The following is a 25,158-nucleotide window of genomic DNA, read 5'->3' as shown; positions in this document are numbered from 1 at the left end:
CGGCCCCGCAAAAGACGCAGATGAACGCCTCCGCGGAGCGATCCACGGCGGCGTTCAGCAATTATTGGGCGTTTCTTCTCCGCGGAGCACGCGGATCAGTTCTTCCGGCGGCCCGCCTTTGGGGACATAAGCGGCGGCGCCGGCTTCGCACATGGCTTCGGCCATGTCGTCGCGGTCATGCATCGAGAGGCCGATCACGCGGACGTTCGGCATCAGCTTTCGGACCTCGCGAGTCGCCTCGATACCGTCCATCCGGGGCATGGTGACATCCATCACGACGGTATCCGGGCGCACCTCTTGGACGCGTTCGACGGCTTCTCGGCCGTCAGCCGCCTCGCCGACCACCTCAACCCCCTCCGTGCCGGCCAGCAACCCCGCCAAGGCGGTCCGCACGATGAGATGGTCGTCGACGATCATCACCCTCACAGTAGGAAGAGCAGGGGCGGTAACGGGCATCGACTGCGGTTGACTAACGTGCGGATGGGGCGGAAGAGTAAGCGTCGCGACGAATAAATTCGAGGTCTGGCGAATCTTTAAGGCACCGCCAGCCAAGGCGGCTTGTTCCCGAAGGCTGAACAAGCCAAATCCCTCGGCGGCGTCCTCGGATGTGTCGCCGGCCGCCCGTTTCGGTCGTCCGCCGTTCGCTCCGTCCTGCTCCAGTGGGTTCGAGACGACCAACTGGAGTCGGTAGTCGTCGGTGCGCCCCAAAGCAACCCGGACCGGCGAGCGGGGTGCGTGCTTCGTAGCGTTGAACAGCAATTCGCGTGCCGCATGGAACATCAGCGGCCCCGCTGGCTCGGATCGATCGACAAATCCGGACGGGGGTGGTTGATCGTCCGCTAAGCCGGTGAAACGAACCGCGTGTTGGAATCGTTCCTCGCTTCGTCGGCACAATGCGACGAGAGCCGGCACGAGTCCGCGGTCGTACAACACGGTCGGGACCAACTCCTGCGTGAGGGATCGGGCCCGTGCCATCGCTTCATCAAGCAGTTGGACCGTTGCGCCAGCTGGCCCGCGTTTCCCCTCCATCTCCTTCCGTTCCCGCACGAGCAACCCGGAGGCGGAGATCTTCGCCGCCGCGAGCACCTGCTGAATGTCATCGTGGACCACATGGGCCAAGCGCCGGCGCTCACGGGCTTCGGCTTCCGACAACCCTTTGGCGAGTCGCTCCAGCCTCGCCTTCTGACGCCGAACCCGAGTCGTCCGTGAGGCGACCTGGAGCTCCAGCGTCGCGTTCAGTTCGTGCAGTTCCTGCTCCGCGCGAACCTTCTCGGTGATGTTCTCCACGACGGAGATCGCGTACTCCGGTTCCTTCTCCGCGGTGAGTTGCATCGCCACCGTGAGCTGAATCCAGATCACCTCGCCCGATTTGTGGAAGTACCGCTTCCGCATGGTGTACGAAGGGATCTCGCCGCTGAGCAGGCGGCCGAACAATTCCAAATCGTTCGACAGATCGTCCGGGTGCGTGATGTCCTGAAAGGTGAGAGCGCGAAGCTCGTCTTCCGGATATCCGACGATCTCACACAGCCGGCGGTTGACCTCCAGCCAGGAGCCGTCAAGCCCGACGTGGGCCACGCCGACGCCGACGTTGTCGAACGTGCCGCGGAAACGGCGCTCGCTCTGCTTCAACTCGTCCGCGAGACGCAAGGTTCTCGCGTCCGTGGCGGCCCGCTCGACCACCACGGCGGCCGTGTGCACCAACGGATCGACGACCTTGAAGTCGCGATCGTTCGGCACCCGTGCGTGATCGTGATAGATCGCGAACGTGCCGAGCACGGCGCCGTCGGCGGCGAAGATCGGGTTGGACCAAACCGCTTTGAGGTCATGGGATGCCATGAAGTCGCGGAACTGCTCGCAAAGCGGGTCCGCGGAGAGATCTTCCACGATCACCCGCTTTGCTCGAATCGCCGCAGCCCCGCAGGCTCCGCCCGTCTCGTCTGCGGCGAGACCGTCGATGCCTTCCCGGAAGCTGTCCGGCAAGCTGGGCGCGGACGCGAGCCGCAGCTTCTCCCCCGGGACGGTCCCCCTGCCCGGGCCCGCCGGGGGCAAGGCGCCCTCCGCGGCCCCGTCTCGCAGGAGAATGCACACGAGATTCGGCGTCGGCAGGTGCCGTTCCGCGGCCTCAGCCAAGACGCTGAGCACCTCGGGCAGCGGGTCGCCGACGGCGAGCCTTCCCAAGCACTCCCGCCGGGCGTTCGACACCTCTTCGGCCCGCACCCGCTCTGAAATATCGCGGCAGATCGTCGAAAAGTGCGTGATCGCACCGACTTCGTTCCGATGGGCGAGCACCGTCTGGGAGACCGGCAAATGCGTGCCGTCCGCCTTCAGCAGGACCGAGTCTCCGCTCCAGCGTCCCTCCCGCCGGGCGGTCTGCATCGCAATGGCGGTCGTTCGGCCTTCGCCCTCGGCGGGGTGAAACTCCCGGGCGGAACGTCCCTTCGCCTCTTCTTCGGTCAGGCCGACGATTTCTCGCCCCGCGGCGTTCACGAATTCCGCCCGGCCCTCGGCGTCGCATACGCCGACGAAGTCCGGGGCGTTTTCCAATACCTCAGTCCAGAGTTCTTGTCGGCGGAGCGCTTGCTGCACCTCCGTGACGTCCAGCAGTGTGACGGTGAGCGCGGTCACCGGTCCGGCTCGCCCCGCGGCTCGCCACTCCGGATAGACAGCCGCCCGAACGGTGCGGATCGTTCCGTCCGGCCGGACCCATCGAAACGTCGGTTCGCTCCGCTCGCCGCGGGCGCCTGACTCGTAGGCCTGTTGCACCAGCGGCAGATCTTCCGCCTGAACTCCGGCGAACAGATCCTGCAGCGGGTACGGCCCCAATTCGTCCGGACCGCGTCCGGCAATCCAAGCTGCCTGCGCGTCACGAGTGACCGTCCCCGTCGTGAGGTCGAATCGGCAGACGCCCAGCTTGGCCACATCCAAAGCGATCTGTCGCAGTTCCTCCGAATTGCGGCTCTCCAGTTCGGCACGCTGCTGCTCGGTCAGGTCCAGCACGAAGCAGACCCCGCCGGCGTCATCCACTTTCGCGGCCCCCAGCAGGATCGGCATGCGGGAGCCGTCTCGACGGATGTATTCCTTCTCGTACGCCTGGACGCGACCGACGTCCTTTAATTCCCGAACCTTCGCCTGATCGAGCGCGGCGTATTCCGGCGGGGTCATCGCCGCCCAGTCCAGGCGGCCGGCCTCGAGATCCGCCCTGCTGTATCCCACGGCTTGCAGGAAGGTGTCGTTCGCCGCCGAGATCGAACCGTCAAAGCCGAAAAATAAGATTCCCAGCAGGTCCGTATCGAACAAGCGGCGCAGTCGAATTGCCGTCCCCGGATCCGCCGGGTCGAAAACGCGAGGCGAAATAGCGGCGTCCGTCACCGAGACGTCGTCCCCTCAGCCGCCGCATCCGATTCATCGCCTTCCGTCAAAACCTGCATCCGCAGGTTCCGCCAAGCGACGGGGGCGCCGTGTCCCAGGAACCCGAACGCGCCGGACTCCCGTAGCAGTCCCGGGTGCTCCTTGCCGTCGATCGTGCCGTCGGCGGACGCTTCGCGGATGTCCACGTCGACCAGCGTCTTGCCGTTGAGCGTCACCGTCACTTGGTCGCCGCGGACGACGATCTCCTCACGGTTCCAATGCCCGGCCGGGGCAAGATAGCCGCGTAACGCCGGGGCGACGCCGTAGATCGAGCCGTGGGCCTGCCACGGTTGAATCGTGCGGTACATCGGAGCGGCGTTATCCAGCAGCTGAGATTCCATGCCGCTGTAAGCCGCGTTCTGTCCTTTCGCGAACCGCAGGCCCACGCCGTTGTTTCCGCCCGGCGGGAGGCGGAACTCGAACCGCACGGCGAAGTCCGCAAACTCGTCCTTCAGATAAAGGTTGCCGCCCTGACAGGTCAGCACGCCGTCTTCAACCGAGTAGCCGTCCGTATCACCTTCCCAACCCTCCAGGCCGGGTTTGAGCGGCAAGGCGGTGAAACCGGCTTCATTCCCCATTTCCATGCGTTCATCCGTCTGACGAATGAACGTCAGCGCGGCGCCGGTCCCGGTCACGGCGAACGGCACGGGGTCGGCGTTCGGCCCCGGCGAATCGACGGCGATGAGCACGGGCGTGCCGTTGAGGTAACAGGTCACGCATCCGTCCGCCGTGCGGACGTAGACCCGATTGACGGCCGAAGCGTCGAAGGCCGCGGCGGCGGCCTCTCGGTCCAGCATTACGCAGGGCAGCGCCGACGTGGCGCCCGCCGCTCCCGTCGGGCCGAGGTCCGCGACGGCTGCGAGCGGATTCGCCACGTTCGTGACGCCCTCTGCGTTGAACGAAAAACTCATGCTGGGGCCGGGCGTGCCGACCTGCGTGCCGACGGTGAACGTGGCCTGTTGATCGCCGCTCAGCGGACCGAAGACTGCATGAGCATCCGCCCCGACGGTCGCCGTATTCCCGGACGCTTCGTTCCAGCCTTCGCCCGCTGCGGAGCCGTCCGGCAGCAGGAAGCCGCTTTCGGGCATACGGCGGGGGATCTCGCGCACCTTCACGTTCCGCCAGCGGGTCTCGCCGCCGTGCGTTTGCAGGATGATCGGCCCGGCGGGGAACAGCGGCAGGGAGCGGTCCCAGTAGTTCTCCAGCGTCGCCTCGTTGACGATCCGCTTGCCGTTGAGGTCCACCGTCACGGACGAGCCGACGACGCGAATCACGAAGGTGTTCCACTCTTCCATCGGGTTGTCGGCCCGCTGCGAGGGGTCTTTGCCGCGGTTGTTCGGACCGCTCTTGGGATTGTTCCACAGGCCGCCGGACCCCTTGGCGTTGCCGTAGCCGCGGGGGTCGTCGCCGTCCGGATCCCAGATCTGCACCTGCGGACAGCCGCGGATATAAACGCCGCTATCGGTGCCCGCCGTGATCTTCCAGTCGAGGGAGAGTTCGAAGTCCGCGTAGTCACGGGCCGTCCAGAGATACGGGCCTTTGCCGTCGTTGACGATTTCCGGGCCGCCGTCGCCCTGCTCGATGGTCCAATGTTCGCGGCCGGCGGCGGCGTGGGTCTCCAAGAACGCGGCGCGTTCCTTGGGGGTCATCGCCGCGATCTTGCGAGGATCGGTGTGCGGCGCGAAAAACCACCCGTCGAAGTTCTCGCCGTTGAAGATCGCCGTCGCCTCCGAGGGTTCGGCTGCCTTCCGCGGTTCGTCCGCAGCGGACGCGGCCAACGCCGGCCCCAGCAGGAGGGCGGCGGCAAAGAGCGGAGCGGAAAACTTCGACATAGATGTTTCTCGTGCGAGCGGGGGCACGATTCTCTCCCAGCGCCGCGCCGGGCACAATCGGGCACGGAACCGGCCGGGCATCAGAACGTCCGGCTCTCCCGCCGCACCGCCGCCGCTTCGACGGCAGCCGGCCGAACGGACATCGGCGGGTAGCGCCCGCCGGCGGGAACCCCGGCGACGCCGCCGCGGCCGAAGGTCCAGTCTTCCTCCGTGAGCGGGTCGGCGACGAGATGGCGGCCGAATCCGCCTTCCAGCCGCGTCCATTCCGCCCGCCCCCCGAGCCAACGCCCCGCGGCGCTTAATGGCCCGGCCTCCCCCACCATGCACCCCAGTTGGCAACGAACGCCGCGGTCCACGGCGAAGCGATAGACGTCCCACAGCCGCAGCAGTCCACCGTTTTTGCTGAGCCGCAGATTGAATCGGCAGGTCGAGTCGAGGGCGACCAGCCGCTTGGCGTCCGCGGGGCACAGCACGGATTCGTCCCACACCACCGGCAACGCGAGATCCCGCGGCAGTTCCGCTTCCCGGCCGCGGGGGACGGGCTGTTCGACGCTCTCGAACCCGAGTGCAGTGAGCATCGCGCATTTCGCCGCGACCTCGGCCGGTTCCCACGCCTCGTTCGCATCGGCCCGGAGGGCGACGTGCGGTCCGAACCAACGCCGGGCCTGCCGCGCGGCGGCTTCGTCGTCACCGACGCCGAGCTTCAATTTAGCGTCGCGGAACCCCCACATCCGATAGGCAAGCGCCGCGGCCCGGCGCTTCCACGCCTTGCCGGTGGTGAGGACGACGCCGTACCGGACCTTCCAAGCGGCTTGAGGCCGCTGTTGGAGACACGCCTTCGGCTGGGGCGAGCGGAGAAACGGGAACGGGTCGACGCCGAACGCTCCCAGCACGGCCGTCTCGACGGCACATCGCACCGTGTTCCCGTCGCCGGGTCGGTCGCTCGGCGCCGGGAGGAATGGGCCGTGCAGCCAGGCGACCACCGCGGCGTCATCCGGCAGCGGCGGGGGCGGTTCGATGCGGGCAAGCTGGTCGAAACAGCCTTCGATCGTCTCGCCAGTCACGTACTCCCGCGGCAGCCCCTCGCCCCAACCCACGCGGCCGTCGTCGGTGTCCGCCCGGACGAACAGCGTTTCGTTTTCTGTCCGCGTATGGGAGGCGTGCGAGACCTTCCGTCTCAGCGGGACGCGGACATGGAAAAACGTCAGCCGGGCGAGTCGCGGCACGCGATCAAGCTCCGTCAGCCGGCGCGCCGTTCGGCTCGTTCCGCTGCGCCCACTCGACCGCGGCGGGCATCACCTCGTGGAACAACGCCTCAGCGGTGTAGCCGAGTTCCTCCTTCGCCCGGTCGATGCAAAAGTCGAGGTTCAGCCCGAGGAACTTCACTCGAGCCGACGACAGCAGCGGTGCGTGGTCCTTGCCCATCAGGCGGTAGCTCGCTTCCAGCGTCGCCGCGAACGCCTTGGCGACCGGCAGGGGAACGCTGCGGGTCGGCACGGGCAGATCGGCGGCCTCGCAGATCACGCGGATGAACTCGCGGCGGGTGACGAGGCGACCGTCGGTCAGGTTGTACGCCTTGCCGACCGCTCCGGGAGCGGTGAGCGCCGCGACGACCGCGTCCGCGACGTTCGCGGCGGCGACGTTATTCAGCAGTTGCTCGCCATCGCCGAGGAACGCGAACCCGCCGCTCTTCAGCTTCGCCAGCAGCTTCGGCAGGACGGTCCGATCCCGCACGCCGTACACGAACCCCGGCCGAACGGCCGTCGCCGGCACGAGCGGGATGCCGTTCGGGCCGTCGAGCACGAGCAGCTCGCTCTCCGCTTTGGTGAGGGTATACCCGTCGATGCCCTTCACGTTCGGCGGTTCGGACTCGTCCGTGCCGTGATGATCGCGGGCTTCGTAGACCCCCAGCGAAGAGACGTGGACCAACCGCCGCAGCACCGGATCAGGATTCTCTCCCCATTGCTCGGCGAGTGCCCTCAGCAGCGCTTCGGTTCCGCCGACGTTTACGCTGCGGTACTGCTCGACCGGCCCCCAGTCGCCCACCTTCGCGGCGCAGTGCACCGCGTGCGTCACGCCCGCTGCCGCGGAGGCGAGCGATTCGGCATCCGATAAATCGCCCGAGACGACTTCGCAGCCGAGATCCGTGAGGAACCCGGCGTCCTGCGGCGATCGGCAGATCGCCCGCACGGCGACGCCGTCGGCCCGCAGACGCTCCGCGACGTGACTGCCGACCAATCCCGTCCCGCCGGTCAGCAGCACGAGGGTATCCGGCGGCAGAGGGGGAATGTCGTTCACGGCCGGATGGTAGCGTCGTCGCCGGAGCGATCACCCTCGGCCCGCGTCCGACGCCATTCCCGCCAAAGCACCCGGGGGAAGTGCACCAGGTCGTTCGCATATCGACCCGCCAGCCGCTTCGGTTCGAGGCCGAGCCGAAACACCCATTCCAACCCCACCCGCCCCAGCCAGCGCGGGGCGCGGGTCACGTTGCCGGCGAGGAAATCGATCGTCGCCCCGACGCACAGCGCGACGCCGCAGGTCAGCGCCTCGCGGTGGGCATGCACCCACTTCTCCTGCTTCGGAAAGCCGAGTCCGACGATCAGCACATCCGGCTTGGCCTCTTCGAGGAGGGCGAGAATCAGCTCGTTCTCTTGCGGGTTACGTTCAAACCCCAGCGGCGGACAATGCGTGCCGACGACCTCCGCGTGGGGCGTGTCGCGGGCGATGTTGGCGGCGGCGATCTCCGCGACGCCGGGGCCGGCGCCCAGCAGGAAGACCCGCAACGGTCGCTTCGCATTGGCGGACGCCAGCAGGGACGGGACGAGGTCGGAACCGGGCACGCGTTCCGGGACCGGCTTGCCGAACCATCTGGAGGCGGCGACGACCGGCGTGCCGTCCGCCAACGTGAGGTCCGCCGCTCGATACGCCTCGACCATCAACGGGTCGGCCGTGCGATGCAATTTGACGAGGTGATCGACGTTCGGCGTGACCACCACCTTCGTCCCGCCGCTGGGCCGGTCGGCGTCGCGCCAGTCGTCGACCCAGCGGTGAATCCGGGCGATCGCCTCGCCCAGCGTCACCGGGTCGAGCCTCAGGCCGAACAGGGGAACCGGCGGGACGCTCGTTGCCGGGGCCACGGTCACCGGGCGATCGACGGCGACGGAGCCGGCGGGGGCGGGGGGGGAAGCGAGCGTGCTCATCGCGGGGCGCTTTCGGCGGCGCGTTCGGTGCGGACCCATTCGGTCTCGACCCGATTCGTGAGGAAACGGCTGTAGATCGGCAGTTTGCGAAAGACGAACTTCGGTACGGACAGCAGCGCCGCGGCCGACACCCGGTCCCGCCCGAACGTCGCCCATCCGATGACGACCGCCGCCGCGACCATCGCTCCCGCGACCCCGTGCACGACGAGGGCGGCGATGAAGCCGGTCCACCAGGCCACGAACGCCAAGACGGCGGCGACTGCGAACCAGCCGGCGACCAGCATGCTGAACGGCGGCACGGCCAAGTCCGCCGCCAACCCGATGGCACGCAGGTCGTCCTTGATGACGCCCTGACGGAGCAGGAGGGGCACCCCGCGCATCAGCGTCTGCAAATGCCCCTGTTCCCAACGCGTCCGCTGACCGTCGAAGCCCCGCAAGCTTGTGGGCAGGGGACTGGTGACCCGCACCTCGGCTAGGAACCGGGCCGGCCGGCCGGAAATCGCGGCGTCCACGCCCATCTGCATGTCCTCCGCGAGTTCACCGCCGAACACCCCGCCGCCGCGGGACTTCGCTTCGGACCGTTTCCGATCCAGAAACGATCCGGGCAGCGCCATGCCCGTGCCCATTAATTGACACGGGATGCCGAGCCGCGCCGAGCCGCGGGGGCGGATGTAGTTTTTGAATAGCATCCCTAACTCCGAAACCGCCATCAGCCCGGCGGCGTCGGCGTCGGTGCGATCGTCCACGACGCTCAGCGTGCGGGCCTGAACCGGGCGACCGGTCGCGGCGCAGGTCGCCATCAATCGGTCCACGCCGCCGAACGAAACGCGACAGTCCGCGTCGAGTACGAAGACGGACTCCGGCATTCGACCGTCCTCGCTCTGCTCGGCGAGCCAATCGAGGGCGTAGTCCAGTGCATAGCCTTTGCCGCGGCGGTCCGGGTCGGTTCGCTCGAGGAGGGCGAACCGCGAGTCGACGATTCCGCCTTGTTTCGTGGCCCCACGGACCGCGGCGGCGGCGGTGTCGTCCGTGCAGTTGTCCGCGATCACCACCAGCCGATCTTGCTCGCTCAGTTCCGGCAGCAGGGCGGCGACGATCTCCGCCAGCGGAGCGCCTTCATTGTGGGCCGGCATGAGCGCCACGCCGCCCGGCCGATCGTCGCCGGAGACCGCCGGCAGTTTGCGGGCCGGGAGGAGCGAGGCGAACACCTGAACCGCGAACACCGCCGCCGGCGCAAGCCAAAGCAACAGGACTCCCAGCGCCAGGATACGAAGCGGCAAATCGAACATGGCGGCGGTCGATGAGGGACGAAGTGATCGGGGGAGCGGCGACGGGCGATAGGCCGGCGTTCACCGCAGAGACAAGCGTTCGCGCAGCGGCCGGACCCACGCCGCGGCGGCGCGGGCCGGGGCGCCGGCGGGATGGGACTTGAGCAGGTCGCGAACCCGACGGGCCGCGGCGGCGACCTGCGTCGCCCGCCCCGGCGTCTCGGCGAGACCGCTGAGAAGCGGAAAATGATCGGTGGCGTAGTCCGCCTTGTACGCCTCGTCGTCCCGGCCGAGGTCCACCGCCGTCACCCCGCGATCCGCGGCGTGACGCAGCAGTTCCATCATCAGAACGTTTCCCGGGCTCAGGGACCGAGCGGACGGGTCGTAGGCGGGGAACCAGGCGTGCAGTCGCGGGCCGCTGCGAAGCGCCAGGTGCGCGGCGACCACCTCGCCGCCCGCCCGCAGCGTGCAGAACACCCCGCGGAATCCTTCGGCGCCCCGCTCGCGGCTTTTCTTGGCGGTCGATTCGTCCGCCGGCCGAGCGTCGCGGCAGCGAGCCAGCAGGTCGCTGACCCACGGGGCCGCCAGCACGTCGCAGAATCCGGTCGCGGCATATTGCGCCCGCTTCCAGGCGAGCAGCCGTTCCCACGCCTGCGGATCAGGGTCGTGCCAGGTGAAGGTCACTTCGCTGCGTTCGCGCCGCATCCGGCGGTGGAACTGAAATACCTTCTTGTGGCGCTTCGACCCAAGGGCTTCACGGCGACGCAGGAACGCGTCGAATCCGCCTTCCAGGTTCACACGGACGCCGGTCCCAGGGCTCGCATCGCCGCGAGTCCTGGTCGCCTGAGCGAACGTCCGCTGGCCGGGGGGCAGCATGTGAAACGCATACGATCGCAAGCCGCTGCCACGCAGGACGTCGATCGCGTTCCGACGGAACGAATCCGGAGCGACGACGCCGTGAAAGTCGCACAGCCGCCCGCCCGGGGGCGTCGCACGCCCCCACCGACCGCGTTGAAAGGGGAAGAAGGCCGTGCCCGTACCGCCCGAAGCGCTTTCATGGGAGGGCAACAGGGCGACGCGAACGTCGTCGCGAGCATGTGCGGCCCGAGCCTCCGCGACGAGTCGCGTAAACGTCGGGTGGAAGTAGGGGCTCGCCAACTCCGGCCGGGACCGGTGCAGCGTCTCCCAAGCCGCGATCTCCTCGTCCGACAACGCCGACGGCCGCACGACCCGCGCCGGGGCGGCGCCGGCCGGGTCGATTTGCGGCGGACGGGAGGGGAAGGGCATGACGTGGCGCGTGGCGGGCGATCGAGGAGGAGAGCAATCCGACGTTCAGAAGGGTCGGGCGCCCGCGGTGAGGACTTTGACGCGACGCACGAGGCGGCGGAGCGGCTCCGCGGCGGGGCTGTTTGCGGCGGTCGCTTTCGCTCCGCGGAAGGCCTGTCGACATGTGCGAGCCAGCGGGGCGACGGCTCGGAAGTCCACGGAGCCTTCGGCCACCTCACGGGCGTCGCTGGCGAAACTGCGTTTGTAATCCTCCGGCCCCTTGCCGAGTTCGACGCGCGTAATGCCGTCCGCCGCAGCCGCCTCCGCGGCTCGCAACGTGCAGATGTGCCCCGGACCATGCGAGGAGTAAGCCGTGTCGTAGGCGCAATACCAACTGTGCAGCACGGCTCCGCAGCGCATGCCGAGATCTCCGGCGACCATCTCTCCGTTGCGGAACAGGACGGAGAACCGCCCGGTCAGTCGCGGCGAACGCATGGTCAGCAGGTCGACCAGCAGTTCCCGCGGCCATCCGAGCGTGAACATGTCGAAGAGCCCCGCCGCGGCGTACTGCGCCCGTTTCCATTCGATCAATTGATCGAGGAGGTCCACGTTCGGAACGTGCGGCTCGAAGGTGAGGGGACCGTCCTCTCGGTCGAACTTGCGATCCATGCGGGCGACCTGTTTGACCTTCCGCGAACCCGCGGCCCGGCGGCCCTGATAATACGCCTCGTAGCCTTCTGAGAGATCGAGGTAGGCGCTGGGGTCGCGACGCTCCACGAACGGAGCGAAGGCGGGGTGCGGGAGGAGGTGATCGAACTTCCACACCCGCAGTTCGCACGCGGCCAGCAGCGTCCGCAGGTCGATCGGCAACTCCGCCGGGGCGAGCAGTCCGTGGAAATCGTTCAGCCCGCCGCCCACCGGCCGGCCGACCCCGCCGCCGTCTGTCTGGTAGGGGAAGAAGCCGAGAGGCGGGTCCGTCCCCGGCACAGCGCCGTCCCCGTGGAGCAGGGCGACGAACACGCCGCCCCGATGCCGTTCGACGAGGTCGGCGAACTCCGGCGACAGATACGGCGTGGGCGTGGGCATCGCATCCATGAAGCGCTCCCAAGCGGTTCGCTCGGCGGCCGACAATTCGCTCGGCCGGCGGATCACGATCGGACCCATCATCGACGAAGAAACGCCTGATGACGCGACGCTGCTCGGGGCGGAGCCTTTGGCGTGGGCGACGTCGATCACGGGCGCGGGAGCGATTCGGGAAGCGGGACGCTCGAATCTAGGTCACGCAGACGCTCCGTGTGGCCTTTTCACCACCTCAACCGTTCCTTTTCGCCACGACGTCCTGATCGCGCGGATCCGCTTCGGCGATTCGAACCTACGGCGAGTCAGCGAGGCACGGTGACCGGCAAGCCGACGACGTACCGACCGCAATCGGCCAGATAGCGGCGAGCGACCCGCAATCGGCAGCGACGCCCGCGCTCAAGCTCCACGTCTCCACGCACCTTGGCCCACAGCCAGGGCGGCGTCAGCGTCAGGAACGACTGGCCCAATCGCGCCAGCCACATCGCCGCCAGCTTGACGCGGCCGAGTCGCTCGAAGTCTCGTTCCGCGGTGCCGTTTCCGATGATGTCGCACAGTCGGTAGAGATAGGCGTCGTTCATCCGATCCGCCGGAATGCAGTGATGGACGACAGCCTCCGGCGTGTACCAGACCTGAAATCCGGCATCGGCGGCCCGCACGTAGAAGTCCGTGTCTTCGCCGCGGTCCAGCGTCGGGTCGAACGGGCCGACCCGTTCAAACACCTCCCGATGAGCCATCATGTTGCCGGCGCCGGGCGTCGTCTTGAGATCGTAGCGGCGAACGGCGGGCATCCCGACGCTGGCGCCGAGCAACATGCGGGTGAACGGGGCGAGGTCGCGATTCTCGAATGCCGGCGGGAGATGCAACCGAACTCGGCCGCCGACGAACTTCACATCCTTCTGCTGCGCCAATGCGAACAGCTTGCATAGCCAGTCCGGTTCGGCGAGTTGATCGTCGTCGAAGCTGGCGATCCAGTCGCCGCGGCTTTCGAGCACGCCGCGCTGCCGAGCCGTCGCCACGCCCGGGGTGGGTTCGTACACCCGTGCGACGGGAATCGGAGACGACGCGGCGACCTCTTCAACCACCGCCGCCGTGTGGTCCGTGCTGCCGTTGTCCACGACGAGCAGATCGACCCGCAGGCCGGCGTGGTCCAACTTGGTCAAGCTCTGCAGCGCCCGCCGCAAACTGTCGGCGCGATTGCGGGTGCAGACGACGACGGTCACCGACGGCAGCGTCGGCGGGAGATCCGTCGGCTCCGAGGATTCCTTTCGGCCGTCCCGCGCCTCGTCCCCGACCCGCCAGCAGGCCTGCGAGGGGTCGGCGGGACTTGCGGACGAACGCACAGCAATCATGACATCAAGCGAAGGGGGAGAGATCCGCGATGCTCCGTCTCTCTCAGCGTAGACCGAAGCCCGGGGCGAGGGGGAGATCTCAGCGGGCAATGTTCGACTCTGTCCGCCCAGCGCTCTGTTGCGACCGGACATTCGATTCCGGCCCGTCGGACGGCCCGTATGACTGGATTTCGGACCCTGTGACGTGCGGGGCGGGAGCGTCGAGCCAATCGGCGCCAAACGGCGAGACGGTTTCCTGCGGATAGACGAACAGCTTGGCCAAGCCGCAGCTGATCAGGAACGGGGTGAACAGCACCATGCTCATGGCAGACTCGGTGAAGGCGTTGAGCAACCCCACGGCCAGCAGGCCCGCGATGTAACCGGCCAGCGGTTCGCCGACCCCCGAAGGCGGAACGCCGGGACGTCCCTCCGCGGCCCGCTCGCCCGCGGCATACCGCTGGATCGCGGCGAACCAGGCCCACAGCAGCGCCGGCACGAGCAGGGCCAAACCGACCTTCCCCACGCTCAGCAGGATGTCGCGATAGGAACTATGCGCTTCGCGCAGCCCCCAGCCGCAGTTCTCGCTGACGATCGCGACGTGTTCCGGGGTCCAAAAACTGTCGTAGCCGTAGCCGGCGAGCGGTCGCCGCTCCATAAACCGACCGATCTCCGCCCAGATTTCGTGGCGTCCGGTGAGAGAGGAGAGCTGCTCCGACCGGCCCAGCGTCGCCGCGTCCATCGCTCCGCCCAATGGATCCGAGCCGAGCGAGAGCGCCGTCATCAACGCCGCCCCCCCGACCGTTCCGCCGGCCACCGTCGCCGCCAGCCGCCATCGCGGCGGGACCGTGATCGCGGCCAGCAGTCCCAGACAGAGCGCCAGCCCCGCGGCGCTGGTCCGACTCTTGGTGAGCAGGGTGAACAGTACGCCGGCGGCGATCAGCGCCGGCAGCCAGAGGCCGAAGGACGCCGACTGCGGTTCGTCAGTGGATTCGCTCACTCGTGCAAACCGACGTTCGGAGCGCCAGAGGACGAACGCCCCGGCGATCATGCTGGCCAGCGTGAGGCCCTGCGTGTTCGGGTGCATCGTTCCGGCGAAGCGGTAGTCGCCGCCCCACGGTCGAAACGTGCCGAGCGAAATTTCCGCCATGACGCCGATCGAGAGATAAATCGCGGGCAACAGCACGCCCAGCCACACGATCCGTCGGGGCGAAAGCACGCGGGCGACGCCGAGACTCCCCGCGGTCCAGCACCCCAGAACGATCAGCTTGCGGATCGTTTGCCCCGGTTCGTGACTCCACAGCACGCTCGCGAAGCACCAGGCGAGGTACATCGCCAAGACCCACGCGACGGGATGCGAACGACGGGCGACGCCGGCCCACTCGCACAACAAACTCGCCGTTTTCCCGCCGGGCCAATAGGGCGACCACCACGTCGGCAGCGGGCGAGCCTGCCGTCGGCGGTCCTGCGCCAGACACCACACGCCGCACCCGCCCAGGGTCAGGAACGCGACCTGTCGCAGCGCATTGCCGCCGGAGGCCCGGGCTTCCATCTCGTCGGCGGACTCCGTGAACGCCTCGGCGGCGCTGGTGCTCCAAGACTGCCCCGCGAGGTAGAACGGCATCCCCACCAGGAAGGCCGCCGCGAGGAACAGCCGTTTTCCGCCGGGCAGGCGGCCGCGCCACAACGCCTCGGTCGCTTTTCGATGGACAGACGCCCGGTCGAACGCTGCGGCGGAGCCGACTGCGGAGCGGGACGGGGCGGCGCTCATGCGGGAACGAACTCGGGGACCGACGGACCAGCGACGGAGCGTCGCCGGTCAACCGTGCGTCGCCCCGGAACTGCGGGACGCGGGAATCTCCCGAGGCGAACCGATTGCGACGGTCTTTCCTCTGCCGTTCGCTACAGCCGCGCCCCGCCGGGGTCCGCCGAAGCCGGATTCACCGGAGCCGGATTCACCGGAGCCGGATTCACCGGCTCGGCGGTCGGCACGTCGTCGACGCCCGGCGCATCTCGAAGGAACGTCAGCTTCCAAAGTCCGCAATACATCAGGAACGGGAACAGCCGCGTATCGCAGACGAGGTGCTCCAAGACGCTGTTCACGCAGCCGCAGATGAGAATGCCGAACACGAACGCGGGCAGGGCGCGGCGTTGGGCGAGGAACTCTCGACCGCTGCGGAGCAGGCCGAAGGCCAGCGTCATCGCAAACAACGTGGCGCCCACGATCCCGCCGTCCAGCGCCGCTTCGTACCAGGAGGAATGGGCGCCGCTGAACTTGAAGTCCACGGCGTCCGTCAGGGCGTCGATGTGCTGCTTCGACCAAAAGGCGTTGTAGCCCCAACCGGTCCACCATCGCTCGCGGACGTAGGGGTCGAGCGCTTCCCAGATCGGCACGCGGCCCGACAGGCTCGTCGCCTGCTCGTTGCGTCCCATCATCGCGGCGTCGTGGAGTTCGTCGCTGGGATCGAACCCGCCGAACAGCAGCGCCATCGCCGCCAGGCTTGAGACCAGCACGACGGGGATCAGCAGGTTGCGTTTCCACCGCGGCGGAACGGACAGCAACAGCACGCCGGCGACCGCCAAGGCGGCGCCGCCGGTCGCGGTGCGGCTCTTCGTCAGCAGCAGGAAGGCGGTCAGGATCGCCGCGAGAGCCGCCCATCGCGTTCGCCGACCCCAGGTGGCTCCGTACGTTGCGAGGGACGCCGACGCCACGCACGCCGCGGAGAGCTGCAACGCCTGCATATTGGGGTGAATCGTGCCGGCAAACCGATAGTCGCCCGCCCAGGGACGGAACGTCCCGTAGAGAAGTTCGGCGAGAATCCCGACGGCCAGCTGCAAGGCAACGCACAAAGCCGCGAACGTCACCACCTGTCGAGCCTTCAGCAACCGGCAAACCGCCAACGCGGCCCCGTGAAACAGGGCGAGCACGATGAGTCGGCGAACGGTCGTGCGCGGGTCGGAACTCCAGAACATGCTCAGCGACAGCCAGGCCATCCAGACCACCGGCGTCCACCCGGCCAGTCCCCCGGGCCCGAACGACGCGGCCCGGCCCCAGCAAAGGCCGTAGACGGTCAGCGCGAGCATCGCCAACAGAGCGACCCGCCGCCCCGGGTCGGCGGTGGTATTCGCTCCCTCCATACTTTCTTGCGAGGGGGCGTAGTCGTCGGTGGTGCTGGCGGCGGGGAAGTGTTCCATGCCGAAGAACGCCGCCGCCGTCAGCAACGCCGCGACCCACAGCGGCGAGACGTTCGACAGTCGCTGCCACGGCGTCCGCACGGCGGAGGACGACGAGACGACGGGGGACGACGATGGCGCCGGGGCAGGGGGATCAGTCTGCACGTCGCCCCTCCGATCGAGCATCCGGGAAGAACGTCGCTTTTCCGAGTCCGCAATACATCACGAGGGTGGTGAGCCGCACGTCGGCGATGATCGCTTCCAACAGCGAGTTCAGCGCCGCCAGCGCCAGGACGCCAAACAGAAACGCCGGCAGCGGCGAGCCCCCGGTTCCCCCGACACGTTGTTCGGCCAATTCCGCCGAAGCCGCCCGCGACATTCCCCCCAGCAAAATAGTCGCCAGCAGGATCGCTCCCGGAATCCCCAGCCCCAGCGCCGTTTCGTACCAGGCGGAGTGCGCCCCGGCGAACTTGAAACCCACCTCCGAGTGCAGCGCGTACAGTCGTCGCTCCGACCAGAACGTCAGATAGCCGTACCCCAGCAGCGGTCGATCCGCGACGTAGGGGTCCAAGGCGTCCCAGATCTGGACCCGGCCGGACAGCGAGCCCGCGTCTTCGCTGCGGCCCATCATCGCCGCGTCCCGGATGTCGTCGGTCGGATCCAATCCGGTCAGCAACAGCACGACGATGACGGCGCCGGCCAGACCCACGCCGCCGATCGCCAACAGGTTCTTCGTCGGCCCCGAAGAGAGAAACACCGCGACCGCCGCGACCGCCGCGATCACTCCGCCGACGCTGGTGCGACTCTTGGTGAGCAGACAAAACAGCAGCAGGGCCGCGGCGACGGCGCACAGCAACGGCCCCCGGAAATCGGACCAGCGCCCGCCGCGTCGGCCCGGCCGGAGCAACAGAACGGCGCTGGCCACCACGCCCACCCCCAGCTGCAACGCTTGCATATTGGGGTGAATCGTCCCGGCAAACCGATAATCGCTCTCCCACGGACGAAACGTGCCGAGGAACAACTCCGTCAGCAGGCCGACGCCGAACTGCACGCAAACCGCGACCAACGCCGCCCAAACAAGCTGCCTGCCGGACAGCAATCGGCACAGCCCCGCGGCGGCCCACAGAGACAGTCCAAACACGACCGAACGTCGGATCGTCACCCCGGGGGCGTCGCTCCAGAGTACGCTGAAGAACGGCAGCACGGTGAACGCCGCCAGAGCCGTCCCGACGAGTCCGCCGTTCCAGCGAGCCTCGGCCCGCCCGAACCAGAGGCCGGCGGCGCCGAGCGCCGCCAGCGCAAGCACCCCCAATCGCCGACGCACGTCCACCTGTTCGAACGCGGCCCCCATCGTCTCCGCATCGGGGGCGTAGTCGGGGCGCGTGGAGGCGTCCGGCAGGTGCTCGATGCCGTAGTAGATCGCCGCGATCAGGATCGCGACCGCGATCGTCGTGCCGGGTCCGCTCTTCCAGCCGCTCGTCCAGAGATTCATCGCAGGCTCCTGTCGGGGCTGGCCGCGACTGCCCGGGACGCCCTCGGCAGGTCAGACAGAACGGTGAGTTTCGCGAGGCTCGCCCAGAGCAGGCAGGGGACGAGGCGCACGTCGTGAATGAGCGCTTCGGTAAAGGCGTTGGCGATCATCAACAGCGTGAGGGCCAAGGCGAACGCCGGCAGCGGATCGCCTGGTCGCACGGGATCGCGGATCGCCGCCGCCGCTCGGAACGTGCCGCAAAGCAGCAACGCCGCCATCAGGCTGGCGCCGATCAGACCGATCTCCGCGGCGGACTCGATCCAGCCGGAGTGACTGGCGGACAACGGCCAGCCGACGTCGTCGCTGATGGCGTCGACCCGTTGACGGCTCCAGAAGGCGCCGTAGCCATGCCCCAGCCACGGTTTCTCCGCGATGTACGGGATGATCGCCTCCCAAATCGGCAGTCGCCCGGAGAGGCTGCTGTGCTGCTCGGTTCGGCCCATCAAGGCGGCGTCGCGGACGTCTTCCGTCGGGTCCACGCCCGCCAACAGAATCGCCACCAGCACGCCCGTCGCCCCCGCCACGCCCCCCGCGAGGCTCAGCAGTTTCGTCGCCGGACTCGCCGCGGTCAGTCCCGTCGCCGACACCGCCAGCGCCGCTCCCGCCGTCGCGGTGCGGCTCTTCGTCAGCACCAGGAAGCCCAGCAGGACGGCGCCCCACAGCAACCACCACACATTCACGCGTGCGTCGAGCCGCCGCTCCGTGCGGAATATCCCCGACAGCGTTACGCAGCCGCAGAGGCCCGTCGCCAGTTGCAATGCTTGAATATTCGGGTGAATCGTGCCGCTAAATCGGTAGTCCGCCCGCCAGGGTACGAACGTGCCGAGCGCGGCTTCGACCGCAATCCCGGCGAACAGGTGCAGGGACACCGCCCCCACTGCGGCGATCACCAACTGACGGCCGGTCAGCGCCTTCGCCAATCCCCCGGCCCCCAGCAGAAACAGGCCGACGACGACGATTCGTCGGGCCGTCAGCGGCGGGTCGTCGCTCCAGGAGATGCTCGCGGCCCACCAGGCGAACATCGCGATCAAGGCCACGCCCGTCAGCCCGCCGCCGGTCGGCGAGAGCAGCGGCGCTCGCCAGCGCCCGGCTTTGCCGAACAGCGCCCCCAGCGTTCCGCACCCGGCCAGCAGCAAGAATCCCGCCCGGCGAAGCGTGTCGCCGCCCGCCGTTCCCCGGGCGAGCTCCTCCTCGTCGAGCGAGTAGTCGTCCCGTAGCGAGGTTCCATAGAGGTGATTCGCCCCCGCAAAGGCCAAAGCGAGCGTGACCGCCGCCAGCAGGATGAGCAGCCGCCCCCAGACCACCGCGGGATCCTTGGCCGGCCCCGGGGAGGCAGGGCGAGGCGCAACGGGATTGGTCAAGACTTCGCCCCGGCCTCGATGTTCTTCAGCACGCCTCGCAGGGCGACGTAGCGGGCGATGACGTCGACCCAGCCGCCGATCGCCATCGCGATCGCGGCGCCGACCACCCCGTACGCCCCGATCAATGCCGCGGTGCACACGCCGACGACCACCAGGCTCAATACGTCCGCGGAGAAGTTGGCGTCCGGCCGCTCGACGGCCCACAGACCGTTGCCGCAGGTGATCGAGAGGGCGTTCGCCCACATGTTGATCGCCAACACGGTCAGCACCATCCCGGCGCCGGAGAAGGCGTCCGTGAAGATGAGCGTGGACAGGTCATCCCCGAAGACCCAGCAGACCGCCGCGAAGGGAGCCAGCACGGCGGAGAAGACCAGCGTCGCCATCCGTAACACCCGGGTGAGGCCGGGCACGCCGTCGGCATGAAACCGCTCTGCGGCTTTCGGGCAGATGTAGTGGGCGAGCCCGAGCACGAACATGTTGGCGATCCCGACCATCGTGGACCCCGCCGCGAAGATGCCCGTCGCCGCTTCGCCGTCGACCAGCGCCACGACCCACGGCATCAGATAGTGACTGGCGCCGTGCAGCAGATGGGTGGCCAGCGCCCAACGGCCGAACTTCCAGTTGCGGCGCCAGTCGCTGCCGATCGCCTTCGCCCGGAATCGCACGCCCTTCATAAACCGCAGGCACCACGGCCCGCAGACCAGCAAGCAAGCGGCGCCCATCACGCCGAACGCGCTGGGCACGTCCAACGTGCCGGCGAGAAACAGCGCACCCAAGCCCGCGATCTGAAAGACCGCGACCGCCACGTCCAGCAGTACCGCGGTCCCGCTGCGGAAATGACCAAACGCGATATGCCGGGCGAACTCTCGAAACAGGATCAACGGCACCGCGGGGATCAGGGCCCAGCTCGAAGCCCGCAATCCGGCCGGTTCGCCGCCGAGATTGAGATACACCGCCAGCCCCAGCAGCCCCAGCGCCGTCGCCAGCAGCCAGAGCCCTTCATGCGCCAACACGCTGCCGGCGTACCGAGCCAGCCGCGTCCCTTTGCGTTTATGACAGAAGACGAGGTACGGCCCGTAGACGATCTGCTCCTGCACCCCGCGAACGAAAAGGATCAGCGTGATGCCCAGCAGATAAACGCCCAGCGCCTCTTTCCCCGCGGCACGACCGATGAGGACCGAGGTGACGAAGTTCGTGGCGCTCACGATCGCCTGATCGCCGATCGACAACGCCGCGCGGCTGCGTTCCCTTCCGACGAACCGGGCGCAGAAGCCGACCAGCCAGTCCTCCCGCTCCGCCGTCGGCGGCGCAGCGGCGCAGTCGACCGGGGCATTGGGCGAGTCGCCTCCGTCGGCCAGATCGCCCGCGCAGGTCGGGTCGGACGACGCCGGCCGTGCGGAGGCCGTCGGACGAGACTCGACGGACGAGGACTCCGAAGCCTCATGACGTCGCGTCGGAGACGCAGGAGTGGCGGTGGCCGAAACGCTCACGAACGCCCTCCGCACGGCTTGGCTGCTGCGGTCGAAGCTGTCGGCGTTGAGCGGTGGTTGCGGTGCAGCGCGCGCTTGAGCGCGCCGAATCGCCCATCCAGTTTGGCGGCCAGCGTGGCGGCGGTGTCCGCCGACGTCGCCGTAAACCGGCCGAGGTCGAATCGATCAGAGTCCGCCCGGATGCGTTCGTCCTCGGTGGTGAGGGCGCAGCTGACCGGCGTGCGGGCGACGGCGGCCTTCAGTTCGCCCCCGCTGAACCCGCGTTGCCGGGTTCCGTACGGAAAGGCGAACGCGGGGCGCTCGATGCCGAACCCGCTGCGTAACACGCGGCAGCTTTCGGCGAGATCGGCGGCGAATAGGTCCGGGCGTCCGCGGAAGTCCTGATGGGTGTGCGTGTGAACGCCGAGGGAGACGAACTCGCTTTCCGCGAAGCGCCGCAATTCCCCCCTGTTCATCGCCGCCCAGCTTTCTCGCGGGGCGTGTGGATGGCCCTTACCGGCCCAGTCGTCAAAGGGGTAGGGGCAGGGCGTACCGACGTATCCGGTCGCCACGAACAGCGTCACGGGCACGCGGAGTTCCTCGAAGATCGGCAGCCCCTGCGTCAGGTTGTTCAGGTAGCCGTCATCGATCGTGACGACGAACGACTTCGGGTCCGCCGGTTCCCCCGCCGCGATCCGGTCGAGCACCTCTTCCAAACGCACCGCTCGGTATCCGCGCGACAATAACCCGGCCAGTTGCGTGCGAAGCAGGGCCGGCGGGACGTTCCAGGTCGGCTCGGGCAGGCCGGAGACCGGGTCGGCGAAGCGATGGTACATCAACGCCCCCGTGCCCGGCGTGCGATTCGCCAACGGGCCGGCGGGCAGCGCCAGCCGCGGCGTCAGCCAGTTCCGCAGCTTCGCCGCTCTGGGCGGGGGAGGGTTGTCCGTCGGGAAACGGAGCGTCGTGGAATCCGGCGCCGTCAGGGCGGACCGGGCCGCTCGGAGAACTTCCGAGGCGGCGTTTGACGGTCCGCCGTCGCCCGGGCCGGCGCCGGCGATTCGGGCCGACGGCGGATTGTCGAGGGGGGCGGCGGAGAGCATGTCGTCAATTTGCGGCGGCGAGTCGAGGGGCGGCACGCGAAACCCTGTGTCAATGCGAACCGCGGTGCAGGGCGATGTTGCGGGCCGTCCGCAGAATCAGCCCGAGATCTCCGACGAACGTCCGGTCGTGCATGTAGCGAATGTCCATTCGCATCCACTCCTTGAAGGTCACTTTGCTCTTGCCGTCCACCTGCCAGATGCAGGTCAGACCGGGGGTGACCAGCAAACGACGACGTTCCCACCACCCGGTGCACGCCATCTCCTTGCTATCCAGCGGACGCGGACCGACCAGCGACATATCCCCCATCAGCACGTTCCACAGTTGGGGCAGTTCGTCCACGCAGGTCTTCCGCATCCACCGACCGAGCGGCGTGATGCGCGGGTCGTGTTCCATCTTGAACGCCGGGCCGTCCTGTTCGCTGTTCGCCCGCAGCGCGTCCTTCAAAGCCTCCGCGTCCGCGACCATCGTGCGGAACTTATTGATCTTGAACTTCCGCCCGCCTAATCCGTCCCGCCATTGACGAAACAGCGCCGGTCCGGGACTGGTCAGCTTCACCGCCGCCGCGGTCGCCAGCAGCAGGGGGGATAGAACGACCAGCCCCGCGGCCGCCCCGGCCACGTCCACCGCTCGTTTCCAACGGGGCAACGGACAAAGCAGCACCTCCTCGAGCGGCAATACCGGGACCGGCGGCGGCTCGTCGAGATCTTCGTCGTCGGAGGGGGCATCCGTCGCATCCCGCTCCGCGGCGCTCGATAGGGCGGTCGTGACTGCGTTCCCCGGGCCGTCCACGGTTTGCCCCGCGGCGGGGCCGGGGGAGCCGGGCGTGATCGCTTCGGCGAATCCCTGCGGCAAAGCGGCGCTGGAGCGGGCCGGCGTGGGCGGCTGCCCAATCGGCCGATCGCTGGGATAGGCGTAGATGACCGCTTCGGGGCTGCGGGCAGCGACCCATCCCTGCCGCACCTTGCTGACGAACCGTGCGGCGCCTGCTTCGTCCGTGTCCCACAGGATCACGCCCAAACGCCCGGCCCCCAGCAAACCGGCGTAGTCCGTCGCCCGCAGCCGAGCGGTTAGGTACTCCGCGAAGCTGTTCGCCCGTTCGTCGCTCGCGGACGTCCACTCCACGAGGTCGAACACCGCGAGGCAGAACCGACTGCGACCGCGGTCGGCCCGCATCAGTTCGACCCGCAGGCTCTGGCCGAACGCTTCGGGACCGGGCAGCGCGTGGTCGGGGACCGAGGAGCGGCGGAACAGGGACGAGAGACTCATGAGCACGGATCCGCTGCGAGCGCGGGAAGGTGGGGGGGAGACGATCGGCGTCCCTGCCGAGCAAACGAAGCGGATCTACGACGCAGGACCTCAGCGACGCCGGGCCTCAGCGGGGTCGGTCGGCGATCGTCGGCTCGGCCCCGGCGTCCGTCCCGGAGTCGACGTAGGCGCCGGTCGCGTGCCCATTTCCGGCGCTGCGGTGGACCGCGGCGGTCTCGAGGGGCGTCTCGGCGGGGCGGTAGCCGGTCGTCTCCGGTTCGGCCCAGCCGTTCGTCCGGCCGTCATTGACGCCGTCTCGGTCGAGGGCCGCGGCTTGGTCTTCCGGAAAGAAGATGCTCTTGTATTCCAGCACCAAACAGAGTCCCAAGGCGCCGAATCCGGCGAACACCAAGCCCGCCGCCGCGATCAATCGCTTCTTCGGTGCGACCGGCTTGGCGTTGAAGCTCGGCTCCTGGAACACCTTGACGCTGGAGATGCTCTGGGCGCCCATCTCGTCCGCGACCTTCGCCTGTTCGCGAAGTTCGACGTACCGCCCCAGTCCCTTCGCCAGTTCGTCGCGTTCGGTCTGCAAGGCAAGGATGCGGCTCTCACGTTTGTTCAGCTCCGCGATCGCCCGCCCGGCCTCCTGCCGTTGGTCGCGAATCGCGGACAGCTCCGCCCGCAATCCCTCGGCCCTGGCTTGGGCCGTCAGTTTGGATTTGGTCAGATCCTGCCAAACCGGATTGGCGCTGGTGGTCGTCTGCTTGCTGTCGTCGGAGAGCGTTTTCAGCAGGGCGACGTTCGCGGCGATCTGCTGTTCAAGCCGCACGGCCCCCGGCGCTTTGGCGCTGGTCTCCTGCACGATCTTTTCGCGGCGGGCCTCCATCGAGGCGATTTCCTTCCGCAACGTGTCCGGGGCGCCGGTCGCTTGGTTCTCGGTCTGGCCGGCGTCGATCTCCTCCGGCGTGCTCGCCAACACCCGGTCGTAACCGGCGATCTCGGCGATCGTCCCTTCTAGGACCTTGCGGCGGTCCATCTCTTCGCTGCTGAGCCGCGACAGTTCCTCCTGGAGCTGTTGGCGGCGACCTTCGACCGTCGAAATCCCCAACGCGTTCAACTCCGTCGCCAGCAAACCGGCGGCCTTGTCCAAATCGGCCTTGGCTCCGTCGGCCTTCTGGGCAAAGAACTCGCTGCCGCCCTCAATCTCGCTGGCGTCGGAGTATTTGACGCGGAAGCCGGAGATAATTTCCGCACAGATCCGCTGGGCCAACGCCGGCTTCCCCGCTTCGACGGAGATGCTGATGACGTCCGATTTCTTGTTCGAATTCACCTCCAGGATCTGCCCGAGCGTTTCCACAGCCTTCTCGAATCGGCTGACCGGGTCGGAAAGGCCGATCGCGGCGAGCGGCCCGCCGTCCACCTGCTGGGCGGTCTCAGGATCGAGCGCCCCGTCGGTAGCCTCGCCCTGTTCGCCCTCGGCAGGGACGTACCCCTTGAGAATCGGTTCCGGGCCGATCTGCTTGACGGCGTACGCCAGCACGGCCCGACTTTCGAGCACGTCGACCGCAGTGTTCAGATCCTGTTCGCGATTGTTCTGCAGCGCGACCGCCGACCCCTCGGCGTAACGACCGGTTTCGCTGACGGTGCTTTCGCGGCCGGCGTTCACCTTCACTTTCGCCTCGGAGACGTACGTCCGTGGGCAAAGGATGATTCCTCCCAGTACCGCGGCGTTCGCCAGCACGAAGAACAGAGCCGCGATTCGCCAGTGGCCGCGCACGGCTCGCCAGACGTCCGCGGCGAGTCGCAGCGCCTGCGGTTGATCGCGGGGATCGGCGTACGCGGCCCGGGACGGTTCGTAGGCGGCGGGAGCGGGGGAGGGACTCGGGGCGTGCATGGCG

17 protein-coding genes are annotated in these 25,158 nt (G+C 68.3%); all 17 read right to left on the bottom strand.

Features of this window, described 5'->3' with window-relative positions; all coding sequences use genetic code 11:
* Positions 1-54 precede the first annotated feature (54 nt).
* Complete coding sequence (locus LzC2_RS03100; protein ID WP_171183642.1) at positions 55-3,297, bottom strand: PAS domain S-box protein; 3,243 nt, start codon at positions 3,295-3,297, stop codon at positions 55-57.
* Positions 3,298-3,365: 68 nt separating this feature from the next.
* The gene (locus tag LzC2_RS03095; protein ID WP_171183640.1) at positions 3,366-5,240 is read right to left on the bottom strand and encodes a 3-keto-disaccharide hydrolase; all 1,875 of its coding nucleotides are present in this window, start codon (positions 5,238-5,240) and stop codon (positions 3,366-3,368) included.
* 80 nt (positions 5,241-5,320) lie between these two features.
* A complete protein-coding gene (locus tag LzC2_RS22025) occupies positions 5,321-6,466 on the bottom strand; it encodes an enolase C-terminal domain-like protein (RefSeq protein ID WP_171183637.1) in 1,146 nt (381 codons plus the stop codon).
* A 4-nt stretch (positions 6,467-6,470) separates the two neighbouring features.
* Positions 6,471-7,538, bottom strand: a complete 1,068-nt coding sequence (locus LzC2_RS03085; RefSeq protein ID WP_315854508.1) for an NAD-dependent epimerase/dehydratase family protein — start codon at positions 7,536-7,538, stop codon at positions 6,471-6,473.
* Entirely contained in the window at positions 7,535-8,440 is a 906-nt protein-coding gene (locus tag LzC2_RS03080) for a WecB/TagA/CpsF family glycosyltransferase (protein WP_171183635.1), read from the bottom strand. Before LzC2_RS03080 ends, LzC2_RS03085 begins: the two co-directional genes overlap by 4 nt.
* Positions 8,437-9,729: a glycosyltransferase family 2 protein gene (locus LzC2_RS03075; RefSeq protein WP_171183634.1), complete on the bottom strand. Its 1,293-nt coding sequence runs from the start codon at positions 9,727-9,729 to the stop codon at positions 8,437-8,439. The genes LzC2_RS03080 and LzC2_RS03075 overlap by 4 nt, the downstream gene beginning before the upstream one ends.
* A 60-nt stretch (positions 9,730-9,789) precedes the next feature.
* Positions 9,790-10,995 carry a GNAT family N-acetyltransferase gene (locus LzC2_RS03070; protein WP_171183632.1) on the bottom strand — a complete coding sequence of 402 codons (1,206 nt, stop codon included), beginning with the start codon at positions 10,993-10,995 and terminating at the stop codon, positions 9,790-9,792.
* Between the two features lie 45 nt (positions 10,996-11,040).
* Positions 11,041-12,210 (bottom strand): GNAT family N-acetyltransferase, encoded by a 1,170-nt coding sequence (locus LzC2_RS22520; protein WP_206678539.1) that lies wholly within the window; start codon positions 12,208-12,210, stop codon positions 11,041-11,043.
* 146 nt (positions 12,211-12,356) lie between these two features.
* Positions 12,357-13,394, bottom strand: a complete 1,038-nt coding sequence (locus LzC2_RS03055) for a glycosyltransferase family 2 protein (RefSeq protein WP_171183626.1) — start codon at positions 13,392-13,394, stop codon at positions 12,357-12,359.
* Between the two features lie 88 nt (positions 13,395-13,482).
* On the bottom strand, positions 13,483-15,150 hold the full coding sequence (locus LzC2_RS03050; RefSeq protein WP_171183624.1) for an O-antigen ligase family protein: 1,668 nt from the start codon (positions 15,148-15,150) through the stop codon (positions 13,483-13,485).
* Positions 15,151-15,281: 131 nt separating this feature from the next.
* Positions 15,282-16,718 carry an O-antigen ligase family protein gene (locus LzC2_RS22740; RefSeq protein WP_206678538.1) on the bottom strand — a complete coding sequence of 479 codons (1,437 nt, stop codon included), beginning with the start codon at positions 16,716-16,718 and terminating at the stop codon, positions 15,282-15,284.
* Positions 16,708-18,045: an O-antigen ligase family protein gene (locus LzC2_RS03040; protein WP_171183619.1), complete on the bottom strand. Its 1,338-nt coding sequence runs from the start codon at positions 18,043-18,045 to the stop codon at positions 16,708-16,710. The genes LzC2_RS22740 and LzC2_RS03040 overlap by 11 nt, the downstream gene beginning before the upstream one ends.
* The gene (locus LzC2_RS03035; protein WP_171183617.1) at positions 18,042-19,445 is read right to left on the bottom strand and encodes an O-antigen ligase family protein; all 1,404 of its coding nucleotides are present in this window, start codon (positions 19,443-19,445) and stop codon (positions 18,042-18,044) included. The genes LzC2_RS03040 and LzC2_RS03035 overlap by 4 nt, the downstream gene beginning before the upstream one ends.
* On the bottom strand, positions 19,442-20,935 hold the full coding sequence (locus LzC2_RS03030; RefSeq protein ID WP_171183615.1) for a lipopolysaccharide biosynthesis protein: 1,494 nt from the start codon (positions 20,933-20,935) through the stop codon (positions 19,442-19,444). Before LzC2_RS03030 ends, LzC2_RS03035 begins: the two co-directional genes overlap by 4 nt.
* A complete protein-coding gene (locus LzC2_RS03025) occupies positions 20,932-22,050 on the bottom strand; it encodes a polysaccharide deacetylase family protein (RefSeq protein ID WP_171183612.1) in 1,119 nt (372 codons plus the stop codon). The genes LzC2_RS03030 and LzC2_RS03025 overlap by 4 nt, the downstream gene beginning before the upstream one ends.
* Positions 22,051-22,063: 13 nt before the next feature.
* Entirely contained in the window at positions 22,064-23,281 is a 1,218-nt protein-coding gene (locus LzC2_RS03020; protein WP_171183610.1) for a sugar transferase, read from the bottom strand.
* 106 nt (positions 23,282-23,387) lie between these two features.
* Positions 23,388-25,158 (bottom strand): GumC family protein (locus LzC2_RS03015; RefSeq protein ID WP_171183608.1); only part of this gene is annotated, 1,771 nt, incomplete at its 5' end.

Source organism: Alienimonas chondri, from assembly GCF_013036045.1.
Taxonomy (GTDB): domain Bacteria; phylum Planctomycetota; class Planctomycetia; order Planctomycetales; family Planctomycetaceae; genus Alienimonas; species Alienimonas chondri.
The sequence above is the reverse complement of the archived record's forward strand: the minus strand, read 5'-3'. Positions and strand labels throughout refer to the sequence as shown.